The sequence below is a fragment of the Rhodovarius sp. genome (genome assembly GCF_040399605.1).
GTDB classification, from domain to species: Bacteria; Pseudomonadota; Alphaproteobacteria; order Acetobacterales; family Acetobacteraceae; genus Rhodovarius; species Rhodovarius crocodyli_A.
In genome coordinates, this window is sequence record NZ_JBBARU010000009.1 from 48,122 (window position 1) to 67,206 (window position 19,085).

The 19,085-nt window shown below is 66.2% G+C and carries 23 protein-coding genes; 6 read left to right on the top strand and 17 right to left on the bottom strand.

Features of this window, described 5'->3' with window-relative positions; all coding sequences use genetic code 11:
• Positions 1 to 71: 71 nt before the first annotated feature.
• A complete protein-coding gene (locus ABWP84_RS04835; RefSeq protein WP_353210865.1) occupies positions 72 to 593 on the bottom strand; it encodes a demethoxyubiquinone hydroxylase family protein in 522 nt (173 codons plus the stop codon).
• Positions 590 to 1,051, bottom strand: a complete 462-nt coding sequence (locus ABWP84_RS04840) for a disulfide bond formation protein B (protein WP_353210866.1) — start codon at positions 1,049 to 1,051, stop codon at positions 590 to 592. The genes ABWP84_RS04835 and ABWP84_RS04840 overlap by 4 nt, the downstream gene beginning before the upstream one ends.
• Before the next feature lie 70 nt (positions 1,052 to 1,121).
• Between ABWP84_RS04840 and ABWP84_RS04845 the strand changes: the two genes are divergently transcribed.
• Positions 1,122 to 1,742 carry a glutathione S-transferase family protein gene (locus ABWP84_RS04845; RefSeq protein WP_353210867.1) on the top strand — a complete coding sequence of 207 codons (621 nt, stop codon included), beginning with the start codon at positions 1,122 to 1,124 and terminating at the stop codon, positions 1,740 to 1,742.
• Positions 1,742 to 2,119: a cupin domain-containing protein gene (locus tag ABWP84_RS04850; protein ID WP_353210868.1), complete on the top strand. Its 378-nt coding sequence runs from the start codon at positions 1,742 to 1,744 to the stop codon at positions 2,117 to 2,119. Before ABWP84_RS04845 ends, ABWP84_RS04850 begins: the two co-directional genes overlap by 1 nt.
• 47 nt (positions 2,120 to 2,166) lie before the next feature.
• On the opposite strand, the gene hydA is transcribed toward ABWP84_RS04850, so the two are convergent.
• Positions 2,167 to 3,570 (bottom strand): dihydropyrimidinase, encoded by a 1,404-nt coding sequence (hydA, locus tag ABWP84_RS04855; protein ID WP_353210869.1) that lies wholly within the window; start codon positions 3,568 to 3,570, stop codon positions 2,167 to 2,169.
• A 163-nt stretch (positions 3,571 to 3,733) separates the two neighbouring features.
• Between hydA and ABWP84_RS04860 the strand changes: the two genes are divergently transcribed.
• From ABWP84_RS04860 to ABWP84_RS04870, 3 genes are read left to right on the top strand one after another with little or no spacing between them, the layout of a single operon-like run.
• Positions 3,734 to 3,925: a hypothetical protein gene (locus tag ABWP84_RS04860; protein WP_353210870.1), complete on the top strand. Its 192-nt coding sequence runs from the start codon at positions 3,734 to 3,736 to the stop codon at positions 3,923 to 3,925.
• Positions 3,922 to 5,256, top strand: a complete 1,335-nt coding sequence (locus tag ABWP84_RS04865; protein ID WP_353210871.1) for an AtzE family amidohydrolase — start codon at positions 3,922 to 3,924, stop codon at positions 5,254 to 5,256. Before ABWP84_RS04860 ends, ABWP84_RS04865 begins: the two co-directional genes overlap by 4 nt.
• A 34-nt stretch (positions 5,257 to 5,290) precedes the next feature.
• Positions 5,291 to 6,277 (top strand): S1C family serine protease, encoded by a 987-nt coding sequence (locus ABWP84_RS04870; RefSeq protein ID WP_353210872.1) that lies wholly within the window; start codon positions 5,291 to 5,293, stop codon positions 6,275 to 6,277.
• A 58-nt stretch (positions 6,278 to 6,335) separates the two neighbouring features.
• Here ABWP84_RS04870 and yghU read toward each other — a convergent pair whose 3' ends face one another.
• The 10 genes from yghU to ABWP84_RS04920 all read right to left on the bottom strand — a co-directional run bounded on the left by yghU (position 6,336) and on the right by ABWP84_RS04920 (position 14,503).
• Positions 6,336 to 7,193, bottom strand: a complete 858-nt coding sequence (yghU, locus tag ABWP84_RS04875; protein WP_408904237.1) for a glutathione-dependent disulfide-bond oxidoreductase — start codon at positions 7,191 to 7,193, stop codon at positions 6,336 to 6,338.
• A complete protein-coding gene (locus ABWP84_RS04880) occupies positions 7,186 to 7,551 on the bottom strand; it encodes an iron-sulfur cluster assembly accessory protein (protein WP_353210874.1) in 366 nt (121 codons plus the stop codon). The genes yghU and ABWP84_RS04880 overlap by 8 nt, the downstream gene beginning before the upstream one ends.
• A gap of 14 nt (positions 7,552 to 7,565) precedes the next feature.
• Positions 7,566 to 7,919 (bottom strand): SUF system Fe-S cluster assembly protein, encoded by a 354-nt coding sequence (locus ABWP84_RS04885; protein WP_353210875.1) that lies wholly within the window; start codon positions 7,917 to 7,919, stop codon positions 7,566 to 7,568.
• Positions 7,912 to 8,382 (bottom strand): Fe-S cluster assembly sulfur transfer protein SufU, encoded by a 471-nt coding sequence (sufU, locus tag ABWP84_RS04890; RefSeq protein WP_353210876.1) that lies wholly within the window; start codon positions 8,380 to 8,382, stop codon positions 7,912 to 7,914. Before sufU ends, ABWP84_RS04885 begins: the two co-directional genes overlap by 8 nt.
• Positions 8,382 to 9,626 (bottom strand): SufS family cysteine desulfurase, encoded by a 1,245-nt coding sequence (locus ABWP84_RS04895; RefSeq protein ID WP_353210905.1) that lies wholly within the window; start codon positions 9,624 to 9,626, stop codon positions 8,382 to 8,384. The genes sufU and ABWP84_RS04895 overlap by 1 nt, the downstream gene beginning before the upstream one ends.
• Positions 9,626 to 10,882 carry a Fe-S cluster assembly protein SufD gene (gene sufD, locus ABWP84_RS04900; protein ID WP_353210877.1) on the bottom strand — a complete coding sequence of 419 codons (1,257 nt, stop codon included), beginning with the start codon at positions 10,880 to 10,882 and terminating at the stop codon, positions 9,626 to 9,628. The genes ABWP84_RS04895 and sufD overlap by 1 nt, the downstream gene beginning before the upstream one ends.
• Complete coding sequence (gene sufC, locus ABWP84_RS04905; protein ID WP_353210878.1) at positions 10,879 to 11,619, bottom strand: Fe-S cluster assembly ATPase SufC; 741 nt, start codon at positions 11,617 to 11,619, stop codon at positions 10,879 to 10,881. Before sufC ends, sufD begins: the two co-directional genes overlap by 4 nt.
• Positions 11,619 to 13,115 carry a Fe-S cluster assembly protein SufB gene (sufB, locus tag ABWP84_RS04910; protein WP_353210879.1) on the bottom strand — a complete coding sequence of 499 codons (1,497 nt, stop codon included), beginning with the start codon at positions 13,113 to 13,115 and terminating at the stop codon, positions 11,619 to 11,621. The genes sufC and sufB overlap by 1 nt, the downstream gene beginning before the upstream one ends.
• Before the next feature lie 14 nt (positions 13,116 to 13,129).
• On the bottom strand, positions 13,130 to 13,579 hold the full coding sequence (locus ABWP84_RS04915) for an SUF system Fe-S cluster assembly regulator (RefSeq protein WP_353210880.1): 450 nt from the start codon (positions 13,577 to 13,579) through the stop codon (positions 13,130 to 13,132).
• 72 nt (positions 13,580 to 13,651) lie between these two features.
• Positions 13,652 to 14,503 (bottom strand): amidohydrolase family protein, encoded by an 852-nt coding sequence (locus ABWP84_RS04920; protein ID WP_353210881.1) that lies wholly within the window; start codon positions 14,501 to 14,503, stop codon positions 13,652 to 13,654.
• A gap of 86 nt (positions 14,504 to 14,589) precedes the next feature.
• Here ABWP84_RS04920 and ABWP84_RS04925 point away from each other — a divergent pair, with 86 nt between their 5' ends.
• Complete coding sequence (locus ABWP84_RS04925) at positions 14,590 to 15,336, top strand: SDR family oxidoreductase (RefSeq protein WP_353210882.1); 747 nt, start codon at positions 14,590 to 14,592, stop codon at positions 15,334 to 15,336.
• Here ABWP84_RS04925 and ABWP84_RS04930 read toward each other — a convergent pair.
• From ABWP84_RS04930 to ABWP84_RS04945, 4 genes are read right to left on the bottom strand one after another with little or no spacing between them, the layout of a single operon-like run.
• Entirely contained in the window at positions 15,299 to 16,123 is an 825-nt protein-coding gene (locus ABWP84_RS04930; protein WP_353210883.1) for a hypothetical protein, read from the bottom strand. The genes ABWP84_RS04925 and ABWP84_RS04930 overlap by 38 nt on opposite strands.
• A complete protein-coding gene (locus ABWP84_RS04935; RefSeq protein ID WP_353210884.1) occupies positions 16,120 to 16,920 on the bottom strand; it encodes a crotonase/enoyl-CoA hydratase family protein in 801 nt (266 codons plus the stop codon). The genes ABWP84_RS04930 and ABWP84_RS04935 overlap by 4 nt, the downstream gene beginning before the upstream one ends.
• A complete protein-coding gene (locus ABWP84_RS04940; RefSeq protein ID WP_353210885.1) occupies positions 16,917 to 17,894 on the bottom strand; it encodes an acyl-CoA dehydrogenase family protein in 978 nt (325 codons plus the stop codon). Before ABWP84_RS04940 ends, ABWP84_RS04935 begins: the two co-directional genes overlap by 4 nt.
• Positions 17,891 to 19,021: an acyl-CoA dehydrogenase family protein gene (locus ABWP84_RS04945; protein WP_353210886.1), complete on the bottom strand. Its 1,131-nt coding sequence runs from the start codon at positions 19,019 to 19,021 to the stop codon at positions 17,891 to 17,893. The genes ABWP84_RS04940 and ABWP84_RS04945 overlap by 4 nt, the downstream gene beginning before the upstream one ends.
• Positions 19,022 to 19,085 lie beyond the last annotated feature (64 nt).

The following is a 19,085-nucleotide window of genomic DNA, read 5'->3' on the forward strand; positions in this document are numbered from 1 at the left end:
ATGAAGCGAGCCGGGGGGCAGGGTCAACCTCAGAATAGCGGTTACCATTCAAGAATTGTGCCATCCTCGGATCAGAACCTTTCAGAAGCCTTGATCGCCAGCTTGCAGCCGGCCTTGATGGCCGCCGAGAGTAGCCGATAGCCCGGGGTCAACTCCGCTTCATGGGCGAGGCCGGTGTCGCGATGCTCCAACTCCTCGGCCCGGAATGTCTCGATCGATTCGCGCAGAGGGGCCTCATCCTCGCCCAAAGCGGCGGATTGGGCTGAGTAGTGCTCGTCGATCGCCTCCTCCACCGCCACGGTGCAGGCCATGGCGGCGCGGTGGCCGAGGGCGGCGGTGGCAGCGCCCAGGGCGAAACCGGCCACATGCCAAAAGGGCAGCAGCGCCGTGGGCCGCACCCGTCGCTCGCCGATCAGGCGGGAGAAATGGTCGAGATGGACCTGCTCCTGCGCCTGCATATGGCTGATGATGGGCTCGTATTTCGTGCCTTTCAGCACGGCCAATTGGCCTTGATATATTCGCTTGGCGCCATATTCGCCGGCGTGGTCGACGCGGATGACACGTTCGAGATAGTCGCGCGGGGTGCTGCTCATGCGGGGCGTCGTCCTCTCAGGGCCAGGGCGGCCAATGCTAGACCATAGATGGTGTTCATCGCCGCCATGGAAAGCGGCAGGCCGGGGATGAGAAAGGCCGGCTCGTCGCAGGGCTTGGTGGGGGTGGGGGCCAGGCTGCGCATCAATTCCTCAATAGTCTGGCCGATGGCGGCCTGGGGCGTGGCGCAACCGGCCAGGGGCGAGGGCCACCACTTGAATTCCACGCCCATATGGAAGGCCCCGATCAGCGCCGAGGCCGCCGCCGCCAGGGCCGCGCCCAGCAGCAGCCAGGGCCGCGCCCGGGGCAGCAGGGCCGCCGGCAGGGCCAGGCCCGCCGCCAGCCAATAGGGCGCGCGCTGCCACAGGCACAATTCGCAAGGGGCGAGGCCGAACCAACCCTCGCTCAAGCCGGCGAAGACCGGGGCCGCGAGGGCCAGCAGAAAAACGGCAATGGGCATGTGGTTTTGTGGAATTGCGCGCGGGCCCGCGCAACCCCATTCTGCGCCCTTTCGGGTAAGGAAACGCAACATGCTGACGATCTGGGGCCGCAACACCTCATCCAATGTGATGAAGGTGCTGTGGCTGTGCGACGAATTGGGCATCGCCTATCAACGGGAAGAGGCGGGCGGCGCCTTCGGGCGCACGACCGAGGATTTTTATCGGGCGATGAACCCCAACCCCACCGTGCCCACCATTGTCGATACCGATGGCTATACGCTGTGGGAGAGCAATGTGATTTTGCGCTACCTCTGCGCCACGCGCGGCGGTGAGAGGCTGTTTCCGACAGATCCTCGCGCCCGGGGCGATGTTGAGCGCTGGGTGGATTGGCAGCAGACCAGCCATAATCCGCGGATGTCGACGATGTTTCTCGGCCTGATCCGCACCCCGCCGGAAAAGCGGGACATGGCGGCCATCGAGGCGGCGCGGGTGCAAACGGCGGGGCTGAACGATATGCTGGAGCGGCAATTGGATGGCCGGGACTATCTGGCCGGGGATTTCAGCATTGCCGATATCGCCCTGGGGCCGCAAATCCATCGCTGGTTCGCGCTGCCCATCGAGCGCCCGCATCAGCCTCGGCTGCGGGCCTGGTATGACAGGCTGCTGAGCCACCCTGGCTATGCCAAGCATTGCGCCGGGGGGCTGGCCTGATGACCACACAGGTGCGCCACGCCGATGCCGCGGGGTTTGAACGCGGGCTTCGGGCGTTTTTTGAATATCGCGACCTGGGCGTGCAGGGGGAGACTGGCGGGGCCTTCGGCGCCCATGTCATCCGTGCCGTGGCCGGCGAGCATCCTGAGCCGAAATGGCATTGCCACCGGCTCGATTTCCAGTTTGTGGTGGTGCTGAAGGGCTGGGTGCGCTTCGAGTACGAGGATATTGGCGAGGTGCTGCTGCAGGCCGGCAGCACCGTGTTGCAGCCGCCGATGGTGAAGCATCGTGAGGTTGAGCACAGCGATGACCTGGAACTGATCGAGATCACCGCGCCGGCGGAATTCGAGACCATGCTGGTGGAGGGGCCGGGTTAGGGGCCATGCGCCCCCCACCTGCATGAAAAGGGGCGGAATTATTGGCCTCAGGCGCCAAAGCCATCCGCCGTCACGCCCCGCGGCAGCACCAGATCATAGGCGCTGCGGGCCAGATATTGCCCGCTGCCGGGCTGGGCCAGCACCACACCATCCTGCATGACCACCTCGCCTCGGCGCAGGGTGGCGACCGGCCAGCCGGTCACCTCCATGCCCTCATAAGGGGTATTGTCCACTGCATGCTGCATCATGGTGTTGGTCAGGCGCACCTGCTTCTTCGGGTCCCATAGGACGATATCGGCATCGCTGCCGGGCGCAATCACGCCCTTGCGGGGGTAGAGGCCCATCAGCTTCGCCGGGTTGGTGGCGACCAGGGCGCAGAATTGCTCCAGGCTGATGCGGCCCTTCGAGACACCCTCGGAGAAGATCAGCGGCAGCCTAGCGGCCAGCCCTGGAATGCCGTTGGGGATGGTCGAAAAATCCTGGCCAGTCTTGGCTGAGGTGCTGAAGGCGCAATGGTCGGAGGTGATAACGTCGAGCGTACCGCGGCGGATCATCTCCCAGATTTTGGCGTGTTCATCCCCGCCGCGCGGGGGCGGGCTGCACATGAAGAGCGCGCCATCAGGCCGGGCCATATCCGCCGCCGTCAGGGTGACATATTGCGGGCAGGTCTCGCCCCAGACTTTCAGGCCGCGGGCTTTGGCGGCGGCGATTTCGGCGGCGGCTTCCTCGCAGCTGACATGGAATACCTGGATCGGTTGGTCCACCAATTCGGCCAGGGCGATGGCGCGCTGCGTGGCCTCGCGCTCCACCACCGGTGGGCGGGACCAGGCATGGTATTGCGGCGCAGTCCGCCCGGCCGCCAGCAGCCGCTGGGTGCGCCATTGGATGGCCTCGTAATTCTCGCAATGCACCGTCACCAGGCAGCCCAGTTTCCGGGCCGTCTCCAACACGCGGATATATTGCGCATCGGTGAGGTGCAGCGGGTCATAGGTGAGGAAGACCTTCAGGCTGCGCACGCCCTCGGCCACGATGCGCGGCACCTCCTCCTGCATCACCGCATCGGTCGGGTCGGTGATGATCTGGTGGAAGGCGTGGTCCAGCATGCCGGTGGCAGCGCGGGCGCGGTAATCCACGAAGCGCTCCCATACCCCATGGCCCTTCCATTGCGGGATGAAGCTGACCACCGTGGTGGTGCCACCCACAAAGGCCGTGGTGGAGGCGGTGATGAAGCTCTCCTCCGAGCGGCTTCCATCGGGTGCCGGTTCCTCGATATGGCAGTGGCTATCCACGCCGCCGGGCAGCACCAGCAGGCCGGTGGCGTCGATCACCCGCTCGCCATCGGGGATATTCTCGCCCAGTGCTACGATGCGCCCGCCGGCCACCGCCACGTCGCAGCGTATCGGGCCGGAACCGGCCGCCACGAGACCATTTCTGATCACCACATCATGCATCTGCGCGTATCTCCTTTGGCATGGCGCAGAATGGCGATGGCGCATTGTGCGTGCAACTGCCCGCAATCACCGCAGCCCCGGCGTGTGGCGGGGCAAAACGCCCGATAACCCCCCATGGCAGCCCGCCCCACGGGCGTGCCAGAAAGGGCCAGGAGGACCCGCCATGCTTGACCCCAAGAATTTTGACCCAGGCGCCTATGTCGCTGCCGTTGCCCCTGCGGTGGGGCTGCAACTCAGCGCCGAGCGCCAGGCGCGCGTGGCCGAAGCCCTGGCGCTGGTGGTGAAGGTGGGTGCCGCCGCCCTGACCCGGCCAGTGCCCGAAAGTGCCGAACCGGCGGCGATGTTCCGGCCATGAGCGCGCTCGACAATACCCGAGGAGCGCTCGCCCGCATCGCCGCCCATGATGCCCAGGTGAATGCCTTCACCGAGGTGCTGGCAGAACGGGCGCTGGCCCAGGCGGCCCGGGTGGATGCCGCCAGCCTGACCGGCCCGCTGGTGGGTATGCCCTTCGCGGCCAAGAACCTGTTCGACCTTAAGGGCATCCCGACGCGGGCCGGCAGCAAGATCCGCCGCACCGCGCCGCCCGCCACCGCCGATGCCACGCTGGTGGCCCGGTTGGAGGCTGCGGGCATGGTCTGCGTCGGCGCGCTGAACATGGATGAATTCGCCTATGGCTTCACCACAGAGAACAGCCATGACGGGCCGGCCCATAACCCGCATGATCTGAGCCGGGTGGCCGGGGGCAGCAGCGGCGGTTCGGCGGCGGCGGTGGCGGCGGGGATGGTGCCGGTCTCGCTCGGCACGGATACCAATGGTTCGATCCGGGTGCCGGCCTCACTTTGCGGTATTTTTGGCATCAAGCCCAGCTATGGGCGGCTGCCGCGCAGCGGGGCCACGCTGTTTGTGGCGGCACTCGACCATGTAGGCCCCTTCGCCCGCGATGTGGCGACGCTGGCGGCGGTGTATGATGCGCTGCAAGGCCCTGACGCGGCGGACCCGGCGCAGGTGCCCATGCCGGTGGAACTTGTCTCGCCCGGCATGGAGGCGGGGCTGGGCGGCTTGCGCATCGGCAGGCTGGGCGGGTGGTTCGACGGGCCGCAAACCCCCGCCGCCCGCGCCGCGGTGGCCGCGGTGGCCAAAGCGCTGGGCGCCAACGGGACCGCCATCTGGGCAGATGCCGAGGCGACCCGCGCCGCCGCCTTCCTGATCACTTCCAGCGAGGGGGCCGGATTTCGCCTGCCGGAACTGCGGGACCATCTGGAAGATTTCGAGCCGCTGATCCAGGACCGGCTGCTGGCCGGCGCCCTGCTGCCAGCAGCCTGGATATTCCACGCCCAGCGGGTGCGGGCTATGGGCAAGGCCAGCATGGCCGCTTTGCTGGCCGATTGGGACATTCTAATCGCTCCCGCCACCCCCACGCCGGCCACGCCCATCGGTCAGGACATTCTGACCATGGAGGGAGTGAGCATGCCGCTGCGCCCCTCCATGGGCCTCTTTACCCAGCCGATCAGCGCCATTGGCCTGCCGGTGCTCACCGTGCCGCTGCAAAACGCCGAAGGGGTGCTGCCGATTGGCGTGCAGTTGATCGGCCGGCCCTGGCAGGAAGCCGCGCTGTTTCGCGCCGCGCGGGTGTTGGAACAGGCGGGCCTTTGCGCCGCACCCGTCGCACCCGCTTTCACAGTTTGACGATAACGCTATATCTGCGCGATGGACGAAGCCCATGGATGATGACTGGGAAATACCCAACGCGCTGCAGCCCGACCCCGTGGATTACGGGTTCGATCTACGTCCACGTCTGGACGCCGTGGTCGCCGTCAAATCGCTGATACCGCCCGATGCCTTCACCGCCCCCACGCTGGGCGTGGAGCGCGAGGGCAGTGCGGTGCTGATCGACGCACCCAATGGCCGGGGAGGGCTGTTTCTCACCATCGGGTATCTGATCACCGAGGCGGAGACGATCTGGCTGACGGCGAATAATGGCCGGGTTGCACAGGGCCATGCCCTGGCGGTGGATCCTGAGACCGGCTTTGGCCTGATCCAGGCGCTGGGCCGGCTGGATGGCATCACGCCGATGGAGTTGGGTGACAGCCATTCCCTCAAAAGCGGCGATCCGATGATCCTGGCGGCAGCGGGCGGCGCATCGCATGCGGTGGCGGCACGGGTGGCGGCGCGCCAGCCCTTTGCCGGCTATTGGGAGTATATCCTGGAGGAGGCGATCTTCTCGGCGCCGGCGCATCCACATTGGGGCGGTGCCGCCTGCATTGGCGGCGATGGGCGGCTTATGGGGGTGGGGTCGCTGATCCTGCAGCAGGGCGAACCCGGCGGAAGACGGCTGGACCTCAATATGGTGGTGCCCATCCAGGAACTGACGCCCATTCTGCCGGCGCTGCTGCGCCAGGGCCGCAGTGACCGCCCGCCCTTGCCATGGCTGGGTCTTCTGGCGATGGAGGAGGAGGAGGGTGTCTCGGTGGGCAGCGTGACGCGCGGCGCACCGGCGGATCTGGCGGGGGTGCGCCCGAAGGACCGTATCCTGGCCGTGGGTGGCGAGGGCGTGACCGATTTGGCCACGCTGTGGCGCGCGGTGCGGGCGCAGGGCAATGCCGGCGTGCCGGTGCCGCTCAGGCTGGAGCGCGGCACGCGGGTGATAAATCTGACATTGATGTCATCTGAGCGCCGAAAATTTCTCAAGGCGCCGCGGCTGCATTGAGGGGCTTACCGGCCTGCGGTTCATGCACGGGTCAAGCCCATGCATGAACTGGGGAGGGTTACTTGGGCGCCAGCTTGTCTTGCGTCTTGGTGTCAAAATCGCTGGCCTCGTGCCGCTCCCACAATTGGCTCGACAGATCGCCCTGCACCCGGTTGACCATGCGGCCGCGCTGGGCGGCCGGGCGGTCAAAAATAGCCTGCGCCCAGCGCTGCACATGGGTGTAGCTGGCCGCATTGAGGAAGGTGACGGAGTCGCCATAGAGCCAGCCGCGCACCAGGCCACCATACCAGGGCCAGATCGCCATATCGGCGATGGTGTATTCGGCGCCGGCGATGAATTCACTCTCGGCCAGGCGGCGATCGAGCACATCGAGTTGGCGCTTTACCTCCATGGTGAAGCGGTCGATCGGGTATTCCTGCTTATTGGGCGCATAGGCGTAGAAATGGCCATAGCCGCCGCCGAGATAAGGCGCGCTGCCCATTTGCCAGAACAGCCAGGAGAGCGTCTCGGCCCGGTTGCTGCCCAAAAAGGCGCCGAATTTTTCCGCCAGATGCAGCAGGATGGCACCCGATTCGAAGACGCGTACCGGCTCGGGCCCCGAGCGGTCGAGCAAGGCCGGGATTTTCGAATTGGGGTTGATGCCGACGAAGCCGCTGCCGAACTGATCGCCCTCACCGATGCGGATCAGCCAAGCGTCGTATTCGACACCGGTATGGCCGGCGGCGAGGAGTTCCTCCAGCATCAAGGTCACCTTCACGCCATTGGGCGTGCCGAGTGAATAAAGCTGCAGCGGATGCCGACCGACCGGCAATTCCTTCTCATGCGTGGCCCCCGCGATCGGGCGGTTGATATTGGCGAAGCGGCCGCCATTGCCCTGCTTCCATTCCCAAACGCTGGGGGGGACGTATTCAGACAAGAAAGCTTTCTCCACAGCCGCAGCGGCCTTTTTCATTCGGGTTGACGAAGGTGAAGCCGGCACTCATTGGCTTCACCTCGTAATCCATCTCGGTGCCAATCAGGAACAATGTGGCTTTACGGTCCACCAGGATGGTGATGCCGCGATCGGTCACCCGCTCATCGGTGGGGCCAGCGGCATCGACGAAGGTGAGGTCATAGGCCATGCCGGAGCAGCCCTTGGTCTTGATGCCGATGCGCAGCAGTTTTCCCTGTTCGGCATTGGCATAGAGCGCGGTGAGGCGCTCGGCCGCCGCTTCGGAGAGCGTCATCAGTGGCGGCAGGGCGCGGGCGCGTGGCTTATCGGTGGTGGTGGACATGGCGCGGGTCCTCCTCAGAACATATTCATGGCGAGGCGGGAATCCTCGCTCATGCGGCTGGGGTCCCAGGGCGGGTCCCATACGATCTCGACCTTGCTGCTGGTCACGCCAGGCACGCTGCCCACCGCCTGCTCGGCCATGAAGGGCAATTCCTGCGCCGAGGGGCAGGAGGGGGTGGTGAGGGTCATCTCGACCTTCACCGAGCCGTCATCGCCAATCTCGATGGCGTAGACTAGGCCGAGTTCGTAGATATCGACCGGGATTTCCGGGTCGAAGACGGTTTTCAGCGCGGCGATCACGCCCTCTTCCGAGAGGGGGGGGTGCTGTTCGCCATCAGGCGTCCAGGCCGATACGGGGGTCTCACTCACTGCTCGCCTCCTTGCCGCCGGGGTCGTCCAAGGCGTTGTTCAGGGTGTGCCAGGCCAGGGTGGCGCATTTCACCCGGCTGGGGAATTCATGCACGCCGGAGAGGGGGGTGAGGCGCTCCATATCCTCCTCCAGCGCTGCATCGCAGGCCGGGCAATGGCCCGTCATGGCGAGTTCGCGAAAGCCTGCCCCCATGGCCTTGGCCTGAGCGGGGGTCTTGCCGCGCACCGTCTCGGTCATCAGCGAGGCGCTGGCCATGGAAATGGCGCAGCCGCGGCCCTGGAAGGCGGCATCGGCGATGCTGCCATCCTCATTGAAGGCGAGCCAGAGGTCCATCTTGTCGCCGCAGAGGGGATTGTCGCCGCGGGCGTGATGGGTGGCATTCTCGAGACGGCGGAAATTGCGCGGCTTGCGGCCGTGGTCGAGAATCACTTCCTGGTAGAGGTCGCGCAGATCGTCGAACATCAGGCGAAGAACCTCCGGGCTGAGACCAGCGCCTCGGCGAGATAATCGATCTCGGCGGAGGTGGTGTAGAGGCCGAAACTGGCCCGGCAGGTGCCGCTTTCGGCGCCGAGGCGCTCATGCAGCGGCTCGGCGCAATGGCGGCCGGCGCGCACCGCGATGCCGGCACGGTCCAGCAGGGTCGAGAGGTCATGCGAATGCGCATTGTCCAGCGCAAAGGCGAAAACGCCGCCGCGATCCTGCGCCGCCCCCAGGATGCGCAGGCCCTCAATGCCCGGCAGCACCGCCATGGCGTGGTCGACCAGCGCGCGCTCATGCGCCTCGATCGCGGCCATGCCGATGGCCTCAACGTAGCGGATGGCAGCGTGCAGGCCGATGGCCTCGATGATGGCCGGGGTGCCGGCCTCGAATTTCGCCGGTGGCTCGGCCCAGATGGAATGGTGCAGGCCGACGCTGGCTATCATGTCGCCGCCACCCAGGAAGGGCGGCATCAAACGCTGGAGATCGGCCTTGGCGTAAAGCACGCCGATGCCGGTGGGGCCGTAGAGCTTGTGGCCGGTGAAGGCGTAGAAATCCGCATCGATCGCCTGAACGTCCACCCGGCGATGCACCGCCGCCTGGCTGCCATCGAGCAGCACTTTCGCGCCGGCCTCATGCGCCATGCGGGCGATCTGGGCGGCAGGTGTGACCGTGCCCAGCACATTGGACATATGGGTGATAGCCACCAGCCCAGCCCGGCCATCGGCCAACAATTCGGCCAGATGGCCGAGGTCCAGCTCGCCCGCATCGGTGATGCGGCAAATGCGCAACTCGGTGCCATGCGCGTCGCGCAGCATCTGCCAGGGGACGAGGTTGGCGTGGTGCTCCATTTCCGAGGCGATAACCGCCTGCCCCGGCTTGAGCATGCCGCGGCCGAAGGAATGGGCGACCAAATTCATCGCCATGGTGGAATTGGCGGTGAAAATAATGTCAGCCTCGGAGGGCGCATTGATGAAGCGTGCCACGGCGGCGCGGGCGGCCTCGTAATCGGCGGTGGCCTGTTCGCTCAGGTGGTAGGCACCGCGATGCACATTGGCATAGGCGCTTTCCATGCAGGTCACCATCGCCTGGATCACCTGGCGGGGTTTTTGCGCCGAGGCGCCGCTGTCGAGAAATACCAGCTTCTTGCCGCGATATTCGCTGGCCAGAATGGGGAAATCGGCGCGGATGGCGGCGATGTCGAACGGGGCTGGTGAAAGACCGTCCATCATGCCCTCTCTTGCGCCCACCAGGCGGTGACAGCCTCGCTCAGCGCGGCGCGGCAGGCCTCATCACCCACGCCTTCGGTCGCCTCGGTAAGAAAGGCCTCGACCAACATGGAGCGCGCGGCCTGCTGCGGAATGCCGCGGCTGCGCAGATAAAACAGTTGCGCCGGGTCCAGCGCGCCCACCGTGGCGCCATGGCTGCATTTCACGTCATCGGCGTAGATTTCCAGCTGGGGTTTGCTGTCCATCTCGGCCTCTTCCGAGAGCAGAAGGGCCTGGTTCATCTGGTAGCCATCGGTGCGCTGGGCTGGCTTGCTGACCAGGATCTTGCCCTGGAAGACGCCGCGCGATTTGCCCGTCAGCACGGTCTTGTAGGTCTGGCGGGAGCCGCAATCCGGGGCGGCATGGTGCAGCACGGTGGTGGTATCGGCATGTTGGCCATCACCCACCAATTGCGCGCCGTTCATATGGCACATGGCTTTGGGGCCATTCAGGGCGGCGTGGATTTCGTTGCGCGCCAGCCGGCCGCCGGCATTGAGGGTGAAATTATCATAGGTGGCACCGGCGGCAATGGCGCAATGCACCGAGGAGAGATGGAACGCCGCCCTGCCCTCGCGCTGGATACGAACATGAGCCAGCTCCGCCCCCTCATCGAGGCTGATTTCGAAGACCGGGTTGTGCAGATAGGCAAGGCCTGCTGCGCCGTCGCTGGTGTCCAGCAAGGTCAGCTTGGCCCGCCGGCCCAGGCGCAGCACATGGCGGGGGTGGAAGCCGATGGCGCCGCGGGCACCGGTGACGACACAGACCAGCTCGACCAGCCCGGCATCCTCGCCCTCCGGCACGTCGAGGAATAAGCCATCCTCGAAGAGGGCGGCATTCATCGCCGCGATAGGCTGGGTTGGCAGGGAGGTGAGCCCGCCCAGCAGCGCTTGCGCATCCGATAATGGCCGCGGCGGCAGGGAGGACAGATCACCACGCAGCACGCCATCGACAAAGACCAGCCGGGCGGCGCCGCGCGTCAGCGGCAGGCTGGGCATGCCAAGCCCGCGCGCGCCCATCGGGGAATTTTCGCCGAAGCTTGCCTGCGCAACCTGCGCGAGGTCGGTATAGCGGAAGGCCTCGGCACGGCGCGTCGGCAGGCCATGGGCGCGCAGCGCGGCGATGCCGGCGGCGCGGGTTTCAGCCGCCCAGGCGGGCGTGGCCAAGGCATCCGCCCGGCCAAGCAAACCGGCAGCATTGTTATTGACGATGGCGTTCATGCGGCGACCGAGGCGTAGCCCGAGGCCTCCAGCGCCAGCGCCAATTCCGGACCGCCGGATTTGACGATCCGCCCGCCCATCAGCACATGCACCCGGTCGGGCACGATGTAATCGAGCAGGCGCTGGTAATGGGTGATGATCAGCGCCGAGAATGCTGGCGAGCGCAGGGCATTCACACCTTCGGAGACGATTTTCAGCGCGTCGATGTCCAGGCCGGAATCCGTCTCGTCCAGGATCGCCAGCTTGGGGCTGAGGAGGGCCATTTGCAGCACCTCGTTGCGCTTCTTCTCACCGCCGGAGAAGCCGACATTCACGCCGCGCTTGAGCATGTCCTCCGGCATGGAGAGTTCCTTCATGCGGGCGCGGGCCAGCTTGAGGAACTGCATGGCGTCAACCTCGTTCTCGCCGCGGTGGCGGCGCTGGGCATTGAGCGCGGTGCGCAGGAAATTGGCATTGCCCACGCCGGGCAATTCCACCGGATATTGGAAGGCGAGGAAGACGCCGGCGGCCGCACGCTCCTCGGGTTCCATCGCCAGCAGATCGACGCCGTTGAAGGTGACCGAGCCGCCGGTGATCTCATAGCCCTCACGCCCGCTCAGCACATAGGAGAGGGTGGATTTGCCCGAACCATTGGGCCCCATGATGGCGTGCAACTCGCCCGAGGGCACTTCCAGATCGATTCCTCTGAGGATGGCCTTGCCGTCGATTTCCGCGGTCAGGCCTTCGATACGCAACATCAACCAACACTCCCTTCGAGCGAAATCGCCAGTAATTTTTGGGCTTCCACGGCGAATTCCATCGGCAATTCCTTCAGCACCTCACGGCAGAAACCATTCACGATCAGCCCCACCGCCTCTTCCTGCGTGAGGCCGCGCTGGCGGCAATAGAACAGCTGGTCCTCGGCGATGCGCGAGGTGGTGGCTTCATGCTCCACCTTGGCCGACATGCAGCGATTCTCGATATAAGGCACGGTATGGGCGCCGCATTCATCGCCGATCAGCAGTGAATCACACTGGGTGAAATTGCGCGCGCCGATGGCCTTGGGGCTGATCTTCACCAGGCCACGATAGGTGTTCTGGCCACGACCGGCGGAGATGCCCTTGGAGACGATGGTACTCTTCGTGCGCGCGCCGATATGGAACATCTTCGTTCCCGTATCGGCCTGCTGGCGGTTATTGGTGATCGCCACCGAATAGAACTCGCCCACGCTGTCATCGCCCTGCAGGATGCAGGAGGGGTATTTCCAGGTGATGGCCGAACCGGTTTCCACCTGGGTCCAGCTCACCTTGCTGCGGGCACCCCGGCAGGCGGCGCGTTTGGTGACGAAATTATAGATGCCGCCACGGCCCTCGGCATCGCCGGGATACCAGTTTTGCACCGTGGAATATTTGATTGTCGCGTCATCGAGCAGCACCAGTTCCACCACCGCCGCATGCAGCTGGTTTTCATCGCGCATCGGCGCCGTGCAGCCTTCGAGGTAGCTCACCTTGCTGCCCTCATCGGCGATGATCAGGGTGCGCTCGAACTGGCCGGTGCTCTTGGCATTGATGCGGAAATAGGTGCTGAGCTCCATCGGGCATTTCACGCCCTTGGGGATGTAGACAAAGCTGCCATCGGTGAAGACGGCGCTGTTGAGGGCGGCAAAATAATTATCGGCCTGGGGCACCACGCTGCCGAGATATTTGCGCACCAGTTCGGGGTGTTCCTGCACCGCCTCGCTGATGGCGCAGAAGATGATGCCATCCTTCGCCAGCCGCTCCTTATAGGAGGTGGCGACGGAGACACTGTCGAACACCGCATCGATGGCGATGGGCATGCGCCCTTCGGAGGGGCTGTCGCCAGCGCCCTCCACACCAGCCAGGATCGCTTGCTCACGCAATGGGATCCCCAGTTTTTCGTAGGTGCGCAGCAGTTCGGGATCAACCTCATCGAGGCTTTTCGGGCCCTGCTTATTCTTCGGCGCAGCGTAGTAATAGGCGTCCTGATAATCGATTTTGGGGTAGTCCACCGCCGCCCAATCGGGCTCCTCCATGGTCTGCCACAGGGCGAAGGCCTTCAGGCGCCATTCCAGCAGCCAGGCGGGCTCATTCTTCTTGGCGGAGATGAAGCGCACGATATCCTCGTTCAGGCCCTTGGGCGCGAACTCCATCTCGATATCGGTCTCAAAGCCCCATTTATAGCCGCCCTCGGCGACGGACTGAACGGCTTCGATGGTCTCGGTAACGGCTGCCATTTTCTATGTGTCTCTCAGGCGTTCAGGGCGAGTGCGGGGGCGCGGCGGGCGTGGTTTGCGCCGGCGAGGTCCGCCACGGTGACATGGGCAAGGGCATCGCGGATGGCACGATTCACCGGGTCCCATCGGCCACGGACGGGGCACATCGCCTCGGCCTCGCAGCCACCCATGGCGCCATCGACGCATGCCGTCAGCGCGATGGGGCCATCAAAGGCGACGATGACCTCGGCGAGCGGGATTTCGGTAAGTGGACGCCCCAGGCGATAGCCTCCCCGGGCGCCGCGCAGGCCTTCGACCAACCCGGCCTGGCCAAGGATTTTCAGCACCTTGGCGACAGTGGGCTCGGCGAGGCCGGATGTCAGCGCCAGTTCCGGCACCGCCACCACGCGCTCCTGTCCGGCGGCGCGTTCCAGCCCCGCCAGCACCACCACCGCATAATCCGTCAGCTTTGAAAGCCGCAACACGGCCTATTCCTTCACCCAATGGAGGTGAAATAGGACCAATGGTGTCGGCTTTCCAGAGGGCTTGGGCGAGATTCAGTCGCGGAAATAGAGAAGGCCCGGATTATCCACCAAAATTCTCTGCCGCGTGGCCAGGTCGGGCGCCCAATCGGCGAACCAATCCAGCAGCATGGCGTCATCCAGCATATCCAGCGCGTCAGGGATTTGGGTGTGCGGCCAGTCGGTGCCCCAGACGCAGCGCTCGGGCACGGCGGCGATATAGCGCGCCGCCAGGGCGGGCAAATCGGTCCAGGGTGCGGTGCTGGAACGGTAGCCCGAGAGCTTGACCCAGGCCCGTCCGGTTTCCAGCAGGCGGAGAGCGGCCTCCACCACCGGGCCATCCGGGCCCTCGGCCGCTGGCGCGCCGGCCATATGGTCGAGCACGATCGGCACCGGCAGCGCGGCCAAGCGGGGGGCGAGTTCGACCATCGCCGCCCCCTTCGAATAGATCTGGATATGCCAGCCAAAGGGGGCGATGCGCCGGGCCAGCGCGTCCAATTGCTCCAGGGGCGTGCCATTGCCGCTGACGGCGTTGAAGCGCACGCCGCGGGCACCGGCGGCATGCATGGCGGCCAGATCGGCCGCCTCATCCACCACCACCACGGCGCGGGCATGGTCCAGGCCGAATTCGGCCACGGCATCCAGCGTCACCGCATTGTCGGTGCCATAGACGCTGGCCTGCACCACTATGGCGCGGGTGAGCCCCAGCTTTTCCGCCATGGAGCGATAATGCGGGATGGTGGCGGGCGGCGGGGTGTAGGGGCGGCGGGGGTCCAGCGGGTAGCGGTCATAGGGGCCGAAGATGTGGAAATGCGAATCGCAGGCGCCCTCCGGCGCGCGCCATTTGGGGGTGCCGGTGACGTCGAGGGCCGGGGCGCAGGTGAACATGGCTGTTTCTCCAATTTTGCTGTCCCCAGATTGCGGGCCGCGCGGGAGCGACGCAATCTGGGAGCAGAAATGTGAGGGAAAGATCCATGAAGATCGCTGTTGTCACTGGCGCGAGCGCCGGTATCGGTCGCGCCACCGCGCTGGGCCTGCTGGCCGCAGGCTATGGGGTGGCCCTGGCCGGCCGCCGCCTTTCCGAATTGGAGGAGACCGCCGCCCTGGCCGGCGCCAATGCCGCCCATGCGCTGCCGGTGGCGACCGATGTGTCAGACCCCGATGCGGTCAATGCCCTGTTTGCCGCCGTGGTGCAGAAATGGGGCCGGTTGGATTTGCTGTTCAACAATGCCGGCATGGGCGTGCAGGGCTATTTGTTCGAGGATCTGCCGGTGGAGAAATGGCTGCAGGTGGTGGCGGTGAACCTCACCGGCAGTTTTCTGTGCGCCCAGGCGGCCTTCCGCATCATGAAGAACCAGACGCCACGGGGCGGGCGCATCATCAATAATGGCAGCATCTCGGCGCATACGCCGCGGCCCGATAGCGCGCCCTATACCTCGACCAAGCACGCCATCACGGGGCTGACCAAGAGCATCATGCTTGATGGCCGGAAATACGATATTTGCGCCGGGCAGATCGATATCGGCAATGCCGCCACGCCGATGACGGCGCGGATGCAAAAGGGCGTGAAGCAGCCCGATGGCACCATGAAGGTTGAGCCGACCATGGATGTGGAGAATGTGGCCAAGGCCGTGGTCTATATGGACAGCCTCGACCTCTCGGCGAATGTGCTGACCATGACGATCAAGGCGACGCATATGCCGTTTGAAGGCCGGGGCTGACCCGGCGCAGGATAGCGCAAAGCGGCACCATGCGGCCGATGGCGTCGGAGGTGAAGGCCTCCAGCGCCGGCAGCACGCCAGGCGGTGGCGGCGACATTTGGGGCGGCAATAGGCTGCCCAGGCTGGCAGCCTCCTCCCGCGCCGCGGCCTGACCGGCAGCGATGATCCCCCGTGCATCCAAAGGCGCCAGCACCGCCCAGGCCAGGGCAAGATAGCCGGGCCAATAGCCCAGATGGCGGTACATGCTGGCCAATATGGGTGCCTCGCCGGCACCGATGGCGTTGAGGCGGAGCACCAATGCGGCGGTTGAAGGGGCCAGGGCAGAGAGGTCCGGCAAGGGTGGCAGGGGCAGAGCCTCGGCCATGTCATGGGCCATTGGTTTGGGCAGGGGGCCGGGGGTAAAGCCGGGTTTGGCGGCTTCCTGCAGCAAGGTCAGCGCCACCAGCGCCATGGGGTTGGTGCGGTCATAGGCGGCGAGAATGGCGTGGATCGGCCCGAGAGCCTCGGCCGGCACGCCCGCCGCCTGCAGTGCTTCCGGGGGGATTTCCGGTAGCCTCGGCAGGGCCAGGCGGGCGCGCAGCCGGGCGGCGGTGGCTGGCATATGGCCCTCGGCATAGAGCGGGCGCAGGCTGCCCCAGGCCCATTCCAAACCGCCCGGAAACACCGCGAGGTGCCGCCAGATCAAATTCACCACCCCCACGCCGAAAACGGCGCGGATATCGGCAAAGATCGCCGCCACTGCGCCCGTGGCATCGGCCTCGCGGATGGCGGGAACCGGGTCGCTCATCGCCCGGTGAAGTGGGGGTCGCGCTTTTCCAGCATGGCGGAGACCGCCTCGCGGTGGTCTTCCGTCTCATGCGCGATGGCCTGGAAGGCGGCGCTCATTTCCAGCAGCGTGGCCAGCGAGGCGTGCTGGCCCTCACGCAGCAGGCGCTTGGTCATGCGCAGCACGCCGGGCGGGTTTTTCGCCACCCGCGCGGCCAGGGCCTGGGCGGCGGCCAGCAGGTTTTCATGCGGCACCACCTGGGAGACGAGGCCGACCGATTTCGCCTGCTCGGCATTCAGCGGGTCGCCGGTGAAACTCATCTCGGCGGCCACCGCATTGCCGACGATGCGCGGCAACAGCCAGGCGCCGCCATCGCCGGGCACGATGCCCACGCGCACGAAGCTTTCGGCGAAGACCGCCCGTTCCGAGGCCACGCGCATGTCGCACATGCAGGCGAGGTCGAGTCCCGCGCCGATAGCCGGTCCATTGACTGCGGCGATGGTCGGCACATTCAGCTCATAAAGGGCGAGGGGAATGGTCTGGATGCCGCGGCGATAATTCTCCCGCATGGCGGCGGGGCCGTGGCCGGCCATCATGCCGGTCTTGTCGCGCATGGCCTTCAGGTCACCACCCGCGCAGAAGGCGGGGTCGGCGCCGGTCAGAATCACGCAGCGCACGCTGTCATCACGCTCGATCCGGCGGCAGGCATCGACCACCGCCTCGCAATCCTCCCGCGTGCCGATGGCATTGCGCTTTTGCGGCGCGTTCAGGGTGAGCGTGACAATGCTGCCCGCTTGTTCGTAGGTGATGAAGCTCATGAAATGTCCCTCGCGGTGATATCGGGCCACAGGGCGGCGCCGCCCTGTGCCAGGGTGTTGCGGCCGATTTCGCCGGCCCAGGCGCGTTCACTGCCGCCCTCGTCGCGCCAGCTCCAGAGCCGGCGGGTGGTGTGGTGCAATTCGTGATCCTCGGTGATGCCAATGGCGGCGAAGACCTGGTGGACGGTGGCCGCAGTGGTCTGCGCCGCCTCGCCCGCCACCACTTTTGCACAGGCGATTTCAAACGAAGCACCTTCCAGCCCCCGCGAATCCACCGCGCGGGCGGCGGCGGACACGGCCACCGAGACGGCCGCGGCCTCGGAGGCCACCACGGCCAATTGCTGCTGAATCGCCTGAAATTTTGCCAGGGCGCGGCCGAATTGTTTTCGCGTATTGGCCCAATCCACCGCCAGGGCCAGGGCGTGCTCCACAGCCCCCGCAATCAAGGCTGCACGCAGCAGGGCATGGCCCAGGCGCAGCGCGCGGGGGCCGTGGCTATTGGGCAGCGCGCCCTCGGCCAGCAGGGGGCCAGGGGTCATGGCGTCGCGCGGCTCGCGGGCGATGTTCTGGCCCGGTGTGGCGGCGCCGGGGGCATGCAGCGCCAGCCGTCCCGGGGCAGGTTCCAGCAGCAATTGGGCGGCGAAACGGCCGAAGGGGGCGGTTTGGCCAAAGCTGGAGAACCCGCCGCGCGGCTCGATGCCCGCTGCCGCCGCCAAGCCATTGGCCAGCATGCATTCCGCCACCGGCGCGGGCGCTGCATAGCGGCCTATCACCTGCCAGACCGCCGCGGCATCGGCCCAGCCCAGGCCAATGCCGCCGAGTTCCTCGGGCACCAGCAGCAGCGGCAGGCCCAGCCCCTCCAGCGCCTCCCACAATTCTTCCGGCCATTCGCCGGCCTCCAGCCGCCGCAGCGCTGCCGCGCCGGATTGGGCGGCGAGCAGGCGGTCCACCTGCTCGAGAATGATCGCCCTCATCGCAGGCCAAGTTCACGGGCAATAATGCCGCGCAGAATTTCCCGCGTGCCGCCGCGCAGCGAGAAGGTGGGGGCAAGCTGCGTCAGATCGGCCAGCAGCGCGCGTAAATCCTCGGGCATGTCTTCAGGCTCCAGCAGAGCGCGGATCTGCTCTGGCAGGCGCTGTTCAAAATCATTGCCGGCATCCTTCACCAGGGCTGCCTCCTGGGCCGGAGCCTCGCCAGCCTCCAGCATACCGGCCACCGAGAGCGACATGCCGCGCAAGGTGTTCAGCCGCGCCACCATCCGGCCCACCGCCACATCAGCGCCGGGCACATCGCGCAGCGCATCCACACCCGCCGTCAGGGCGGGCAGCGAGGAGAGGTAGCGCTCGGGCCCGCTGCGCTCGAGGGCCAGTTCCTCGGTCGCCTGGGCCCAGCCGGCACCTTCCTGGCCGAGCAGGGCGTCTTCGGGCAGGAGCACATCGTCGAAGGTGACTTCGTTGAAGCTTTCCTCGCCCAACAGGTCGCGAATCGGGCGGATGGAAATGCCGCTGAGGCGCAAATCCACCAGCAACTGGGAGAGCCCGGCATGGCGGGAGCCACCCTCGGGCGCGGGCGAGGTGCGGACCAGCGCGATCATCCAATCCGAGAGATGGGCGTTGGTCGTCCAGATTTTCCGGCCATTGAGCTTCCAGCCACCCGGAACCCTCTCGGCCTTGGTGCGCAGCGCGGCCAGGTCGCTGCCGGCCTCGGGCTCACTCAGGCCGATGCAAAAGGCCAGCTTGCCGCTGGCGATGCCGGGGAGGATTTTTCGCCGTTGTTCCTCGGTGCCGCGGCGCAGGATGAGTGGGCCGGATTGCCTGTCGCCAATCCAATGCGCGCCCACGGGCGCACCCACCGCCAGCAATTCCTCCAGCACCACCACGCGTTCGAGGCCACTGCGCTCATGCCCGCCATAGGCTTTGGGCCAGACCATGCCGATCCAGCCGCGCGCGCCGAGTTCTCGGGAGAACTCCCGGTCAAACCCCATCCAGGAGCGGGCGCGGACCGCTGGTGTCCAGTCGCGCCCGGCCTCGGCCAGAAAGGCGCGCAGCTCGGCCCTCAGGCCGGCGCTGCCGCCGGGGAGGCTGGGCAATTCAAAACGCATGGCGTTTCCCTCTTCACATCCGCCCACGCTCCCATAGGGTGCGCGCAGCATCTCAGGGGAGTAT

What these genes read in the sequence shown, in the direction of transcription:
- ABWP84_RS04835 (WP_353210865.1), bottom strand. Translation starts at nt 593, where the DNA reads ATGAGCAGCACCCCGCGCGACTATCTCGAACGTGTCATCCGCGTCGAC.
- ABWP84_RS04840 (WP_353210866.1), bottom strand. Translation starts at nt 1,051, where the DNA reads ATGCCCATTGCCGTTTTTCTGCTGGCCCTCGCGGCCCCGGTCTTCGCC.
- ABWP84_RS04845 (WP_353210867.1), top strand. Translation starts at nt 1,122, where the DNA reads ATGCTGACGATCTGGGGCCGCAACACCTCATCCAATGTGATGAAGGTG.
- ABWP84_RS04850 (WP_353210868.1), top strand. Translation starts at nt 1,742, where the DNA reads ATGACCACACAGGTGCGCCACGCCGATGCCGCGGGGTTTGAACGCGGG.
- hydA (WP_353210869.1), bottom strand. Translation starts at nt 3,570, where the DNA reads ATGCATGATGTGGTGATCAGAAATGGTCTCGTGGCGGCCGGTTCCGGC.
- ABWP84_RS04860 (WP_353210870.1), top strand. Translation starts at nt 3,734, where the DNA reads ATGCTTGACCCCAAGAATTTTGACCCAGGCGCCTATGTCGCTGCCGTT.
- ABWP84_RS04865 (WP_353210871.1), top strand. Translation starts at nt 3,922, where the DNA reads ATGAGCGCGCTCGACAATACCCGAGGAGCGCTCGCCCGCATCGCCGCC.
- ABWP84_RS04870 (WP_353210872.1), top strand. Translation starts at nt 5,291, where the DNA reads ATGGATGATGACTGGGAAATACCCAACGCGCTGCAGCCCGACCCCGTG.
- ABWP84_RS04880 (WP_353210874.1), bottom strand. Translation starts at nt 7,551, where the DNA reads ATGTCCACCACCACCGATAAGCCACGCGCCCGCGCCCTGCCGCCACTG.
- sufU (WP_353210876.1), bottom strand. Translation starts at nt 8,382, where the DNA reads ATGTTCGACGATCTGCGCGACCTCTACCAGGAAGTGATTCTCGACCAC.
- ABWP84_RS04895 (WP_353210905.1), bottom strand. Translation starts at nt 9,626, where the DNA reads ATGGACGGTCTTTCACCAGCCCCGTTCGACATCGCCGCCATCCGCGCC.
- sufD (WP_353210877.1), bottom strand. Translation starts at nt 10,882, where the DNA reads ATGAACGCCATCGTCAATAACAATGCTGCCGGTTTGCTTGGCCGGGCG.
- sufC (WP_353210878.1), bottom strand. Translation starts at nt 11,619, where the DNA reads ATGTTGCGTATCGAAGGCCTGACCGCGGAAATCGACGGCAAGGCCATC.
- sufB (WP_353210879.1), bottom strand. Translation starts at nt 13,115, where the DNA reads ATGGCAGCCGTTACCGAGACCATCGAAGCCGTTCAGTCCGTCGCCGAG.
- ABWP84_RS04920 (WP_353210881.1), bottom strand. Translation starts at nt 14,503, where the DNA reads ATGTTCACCTGCGCCCCGGCCCTCGACGTCACCGGCACCCCCAAATGG.
- ABWP84_RS04925 (WP_353210882.1), top strand. Translation starts at nt 14,590, where the DNA reads ATGAAGATCGCTGTTGTCACTGGCGCGAGCGCCGGTATCGGTCGCGCC.
- ABWP84_RS04930 (WP_353210883.1), bottom strand. Translation starts at nt 16,123, where the DNA reads ATGAGCGACCCGGTTCCCGCCATCCGCGAGGCCGATGCCACGGGCGCA.
- ABWP84_RS04935 (WP_353210884.1), bottom strand. Translation starts at nt 16,920, where the DNA reads ATGAGCTTCATCACCTACGAACAAGCGGGCAGCATTGTCACGCTCACC.
- ABWP84_RS04940 (WP_353210885.1), bottom strand. Translation starts at nt 17,894, where the DNA reads ATGAGGGCGATCATTCTCGAGCAGGTGGACCGCCTGCTCGCCGCCCAA.
- ABWP84_RS04945 (WP_353210886.1), bottom strand. Translation starts at nt 19,021, where the DNA reads ATGCGTTTTGAATTGCCCAGCCTCCCCGGCGGCAGCGCCGGCCTGAGG.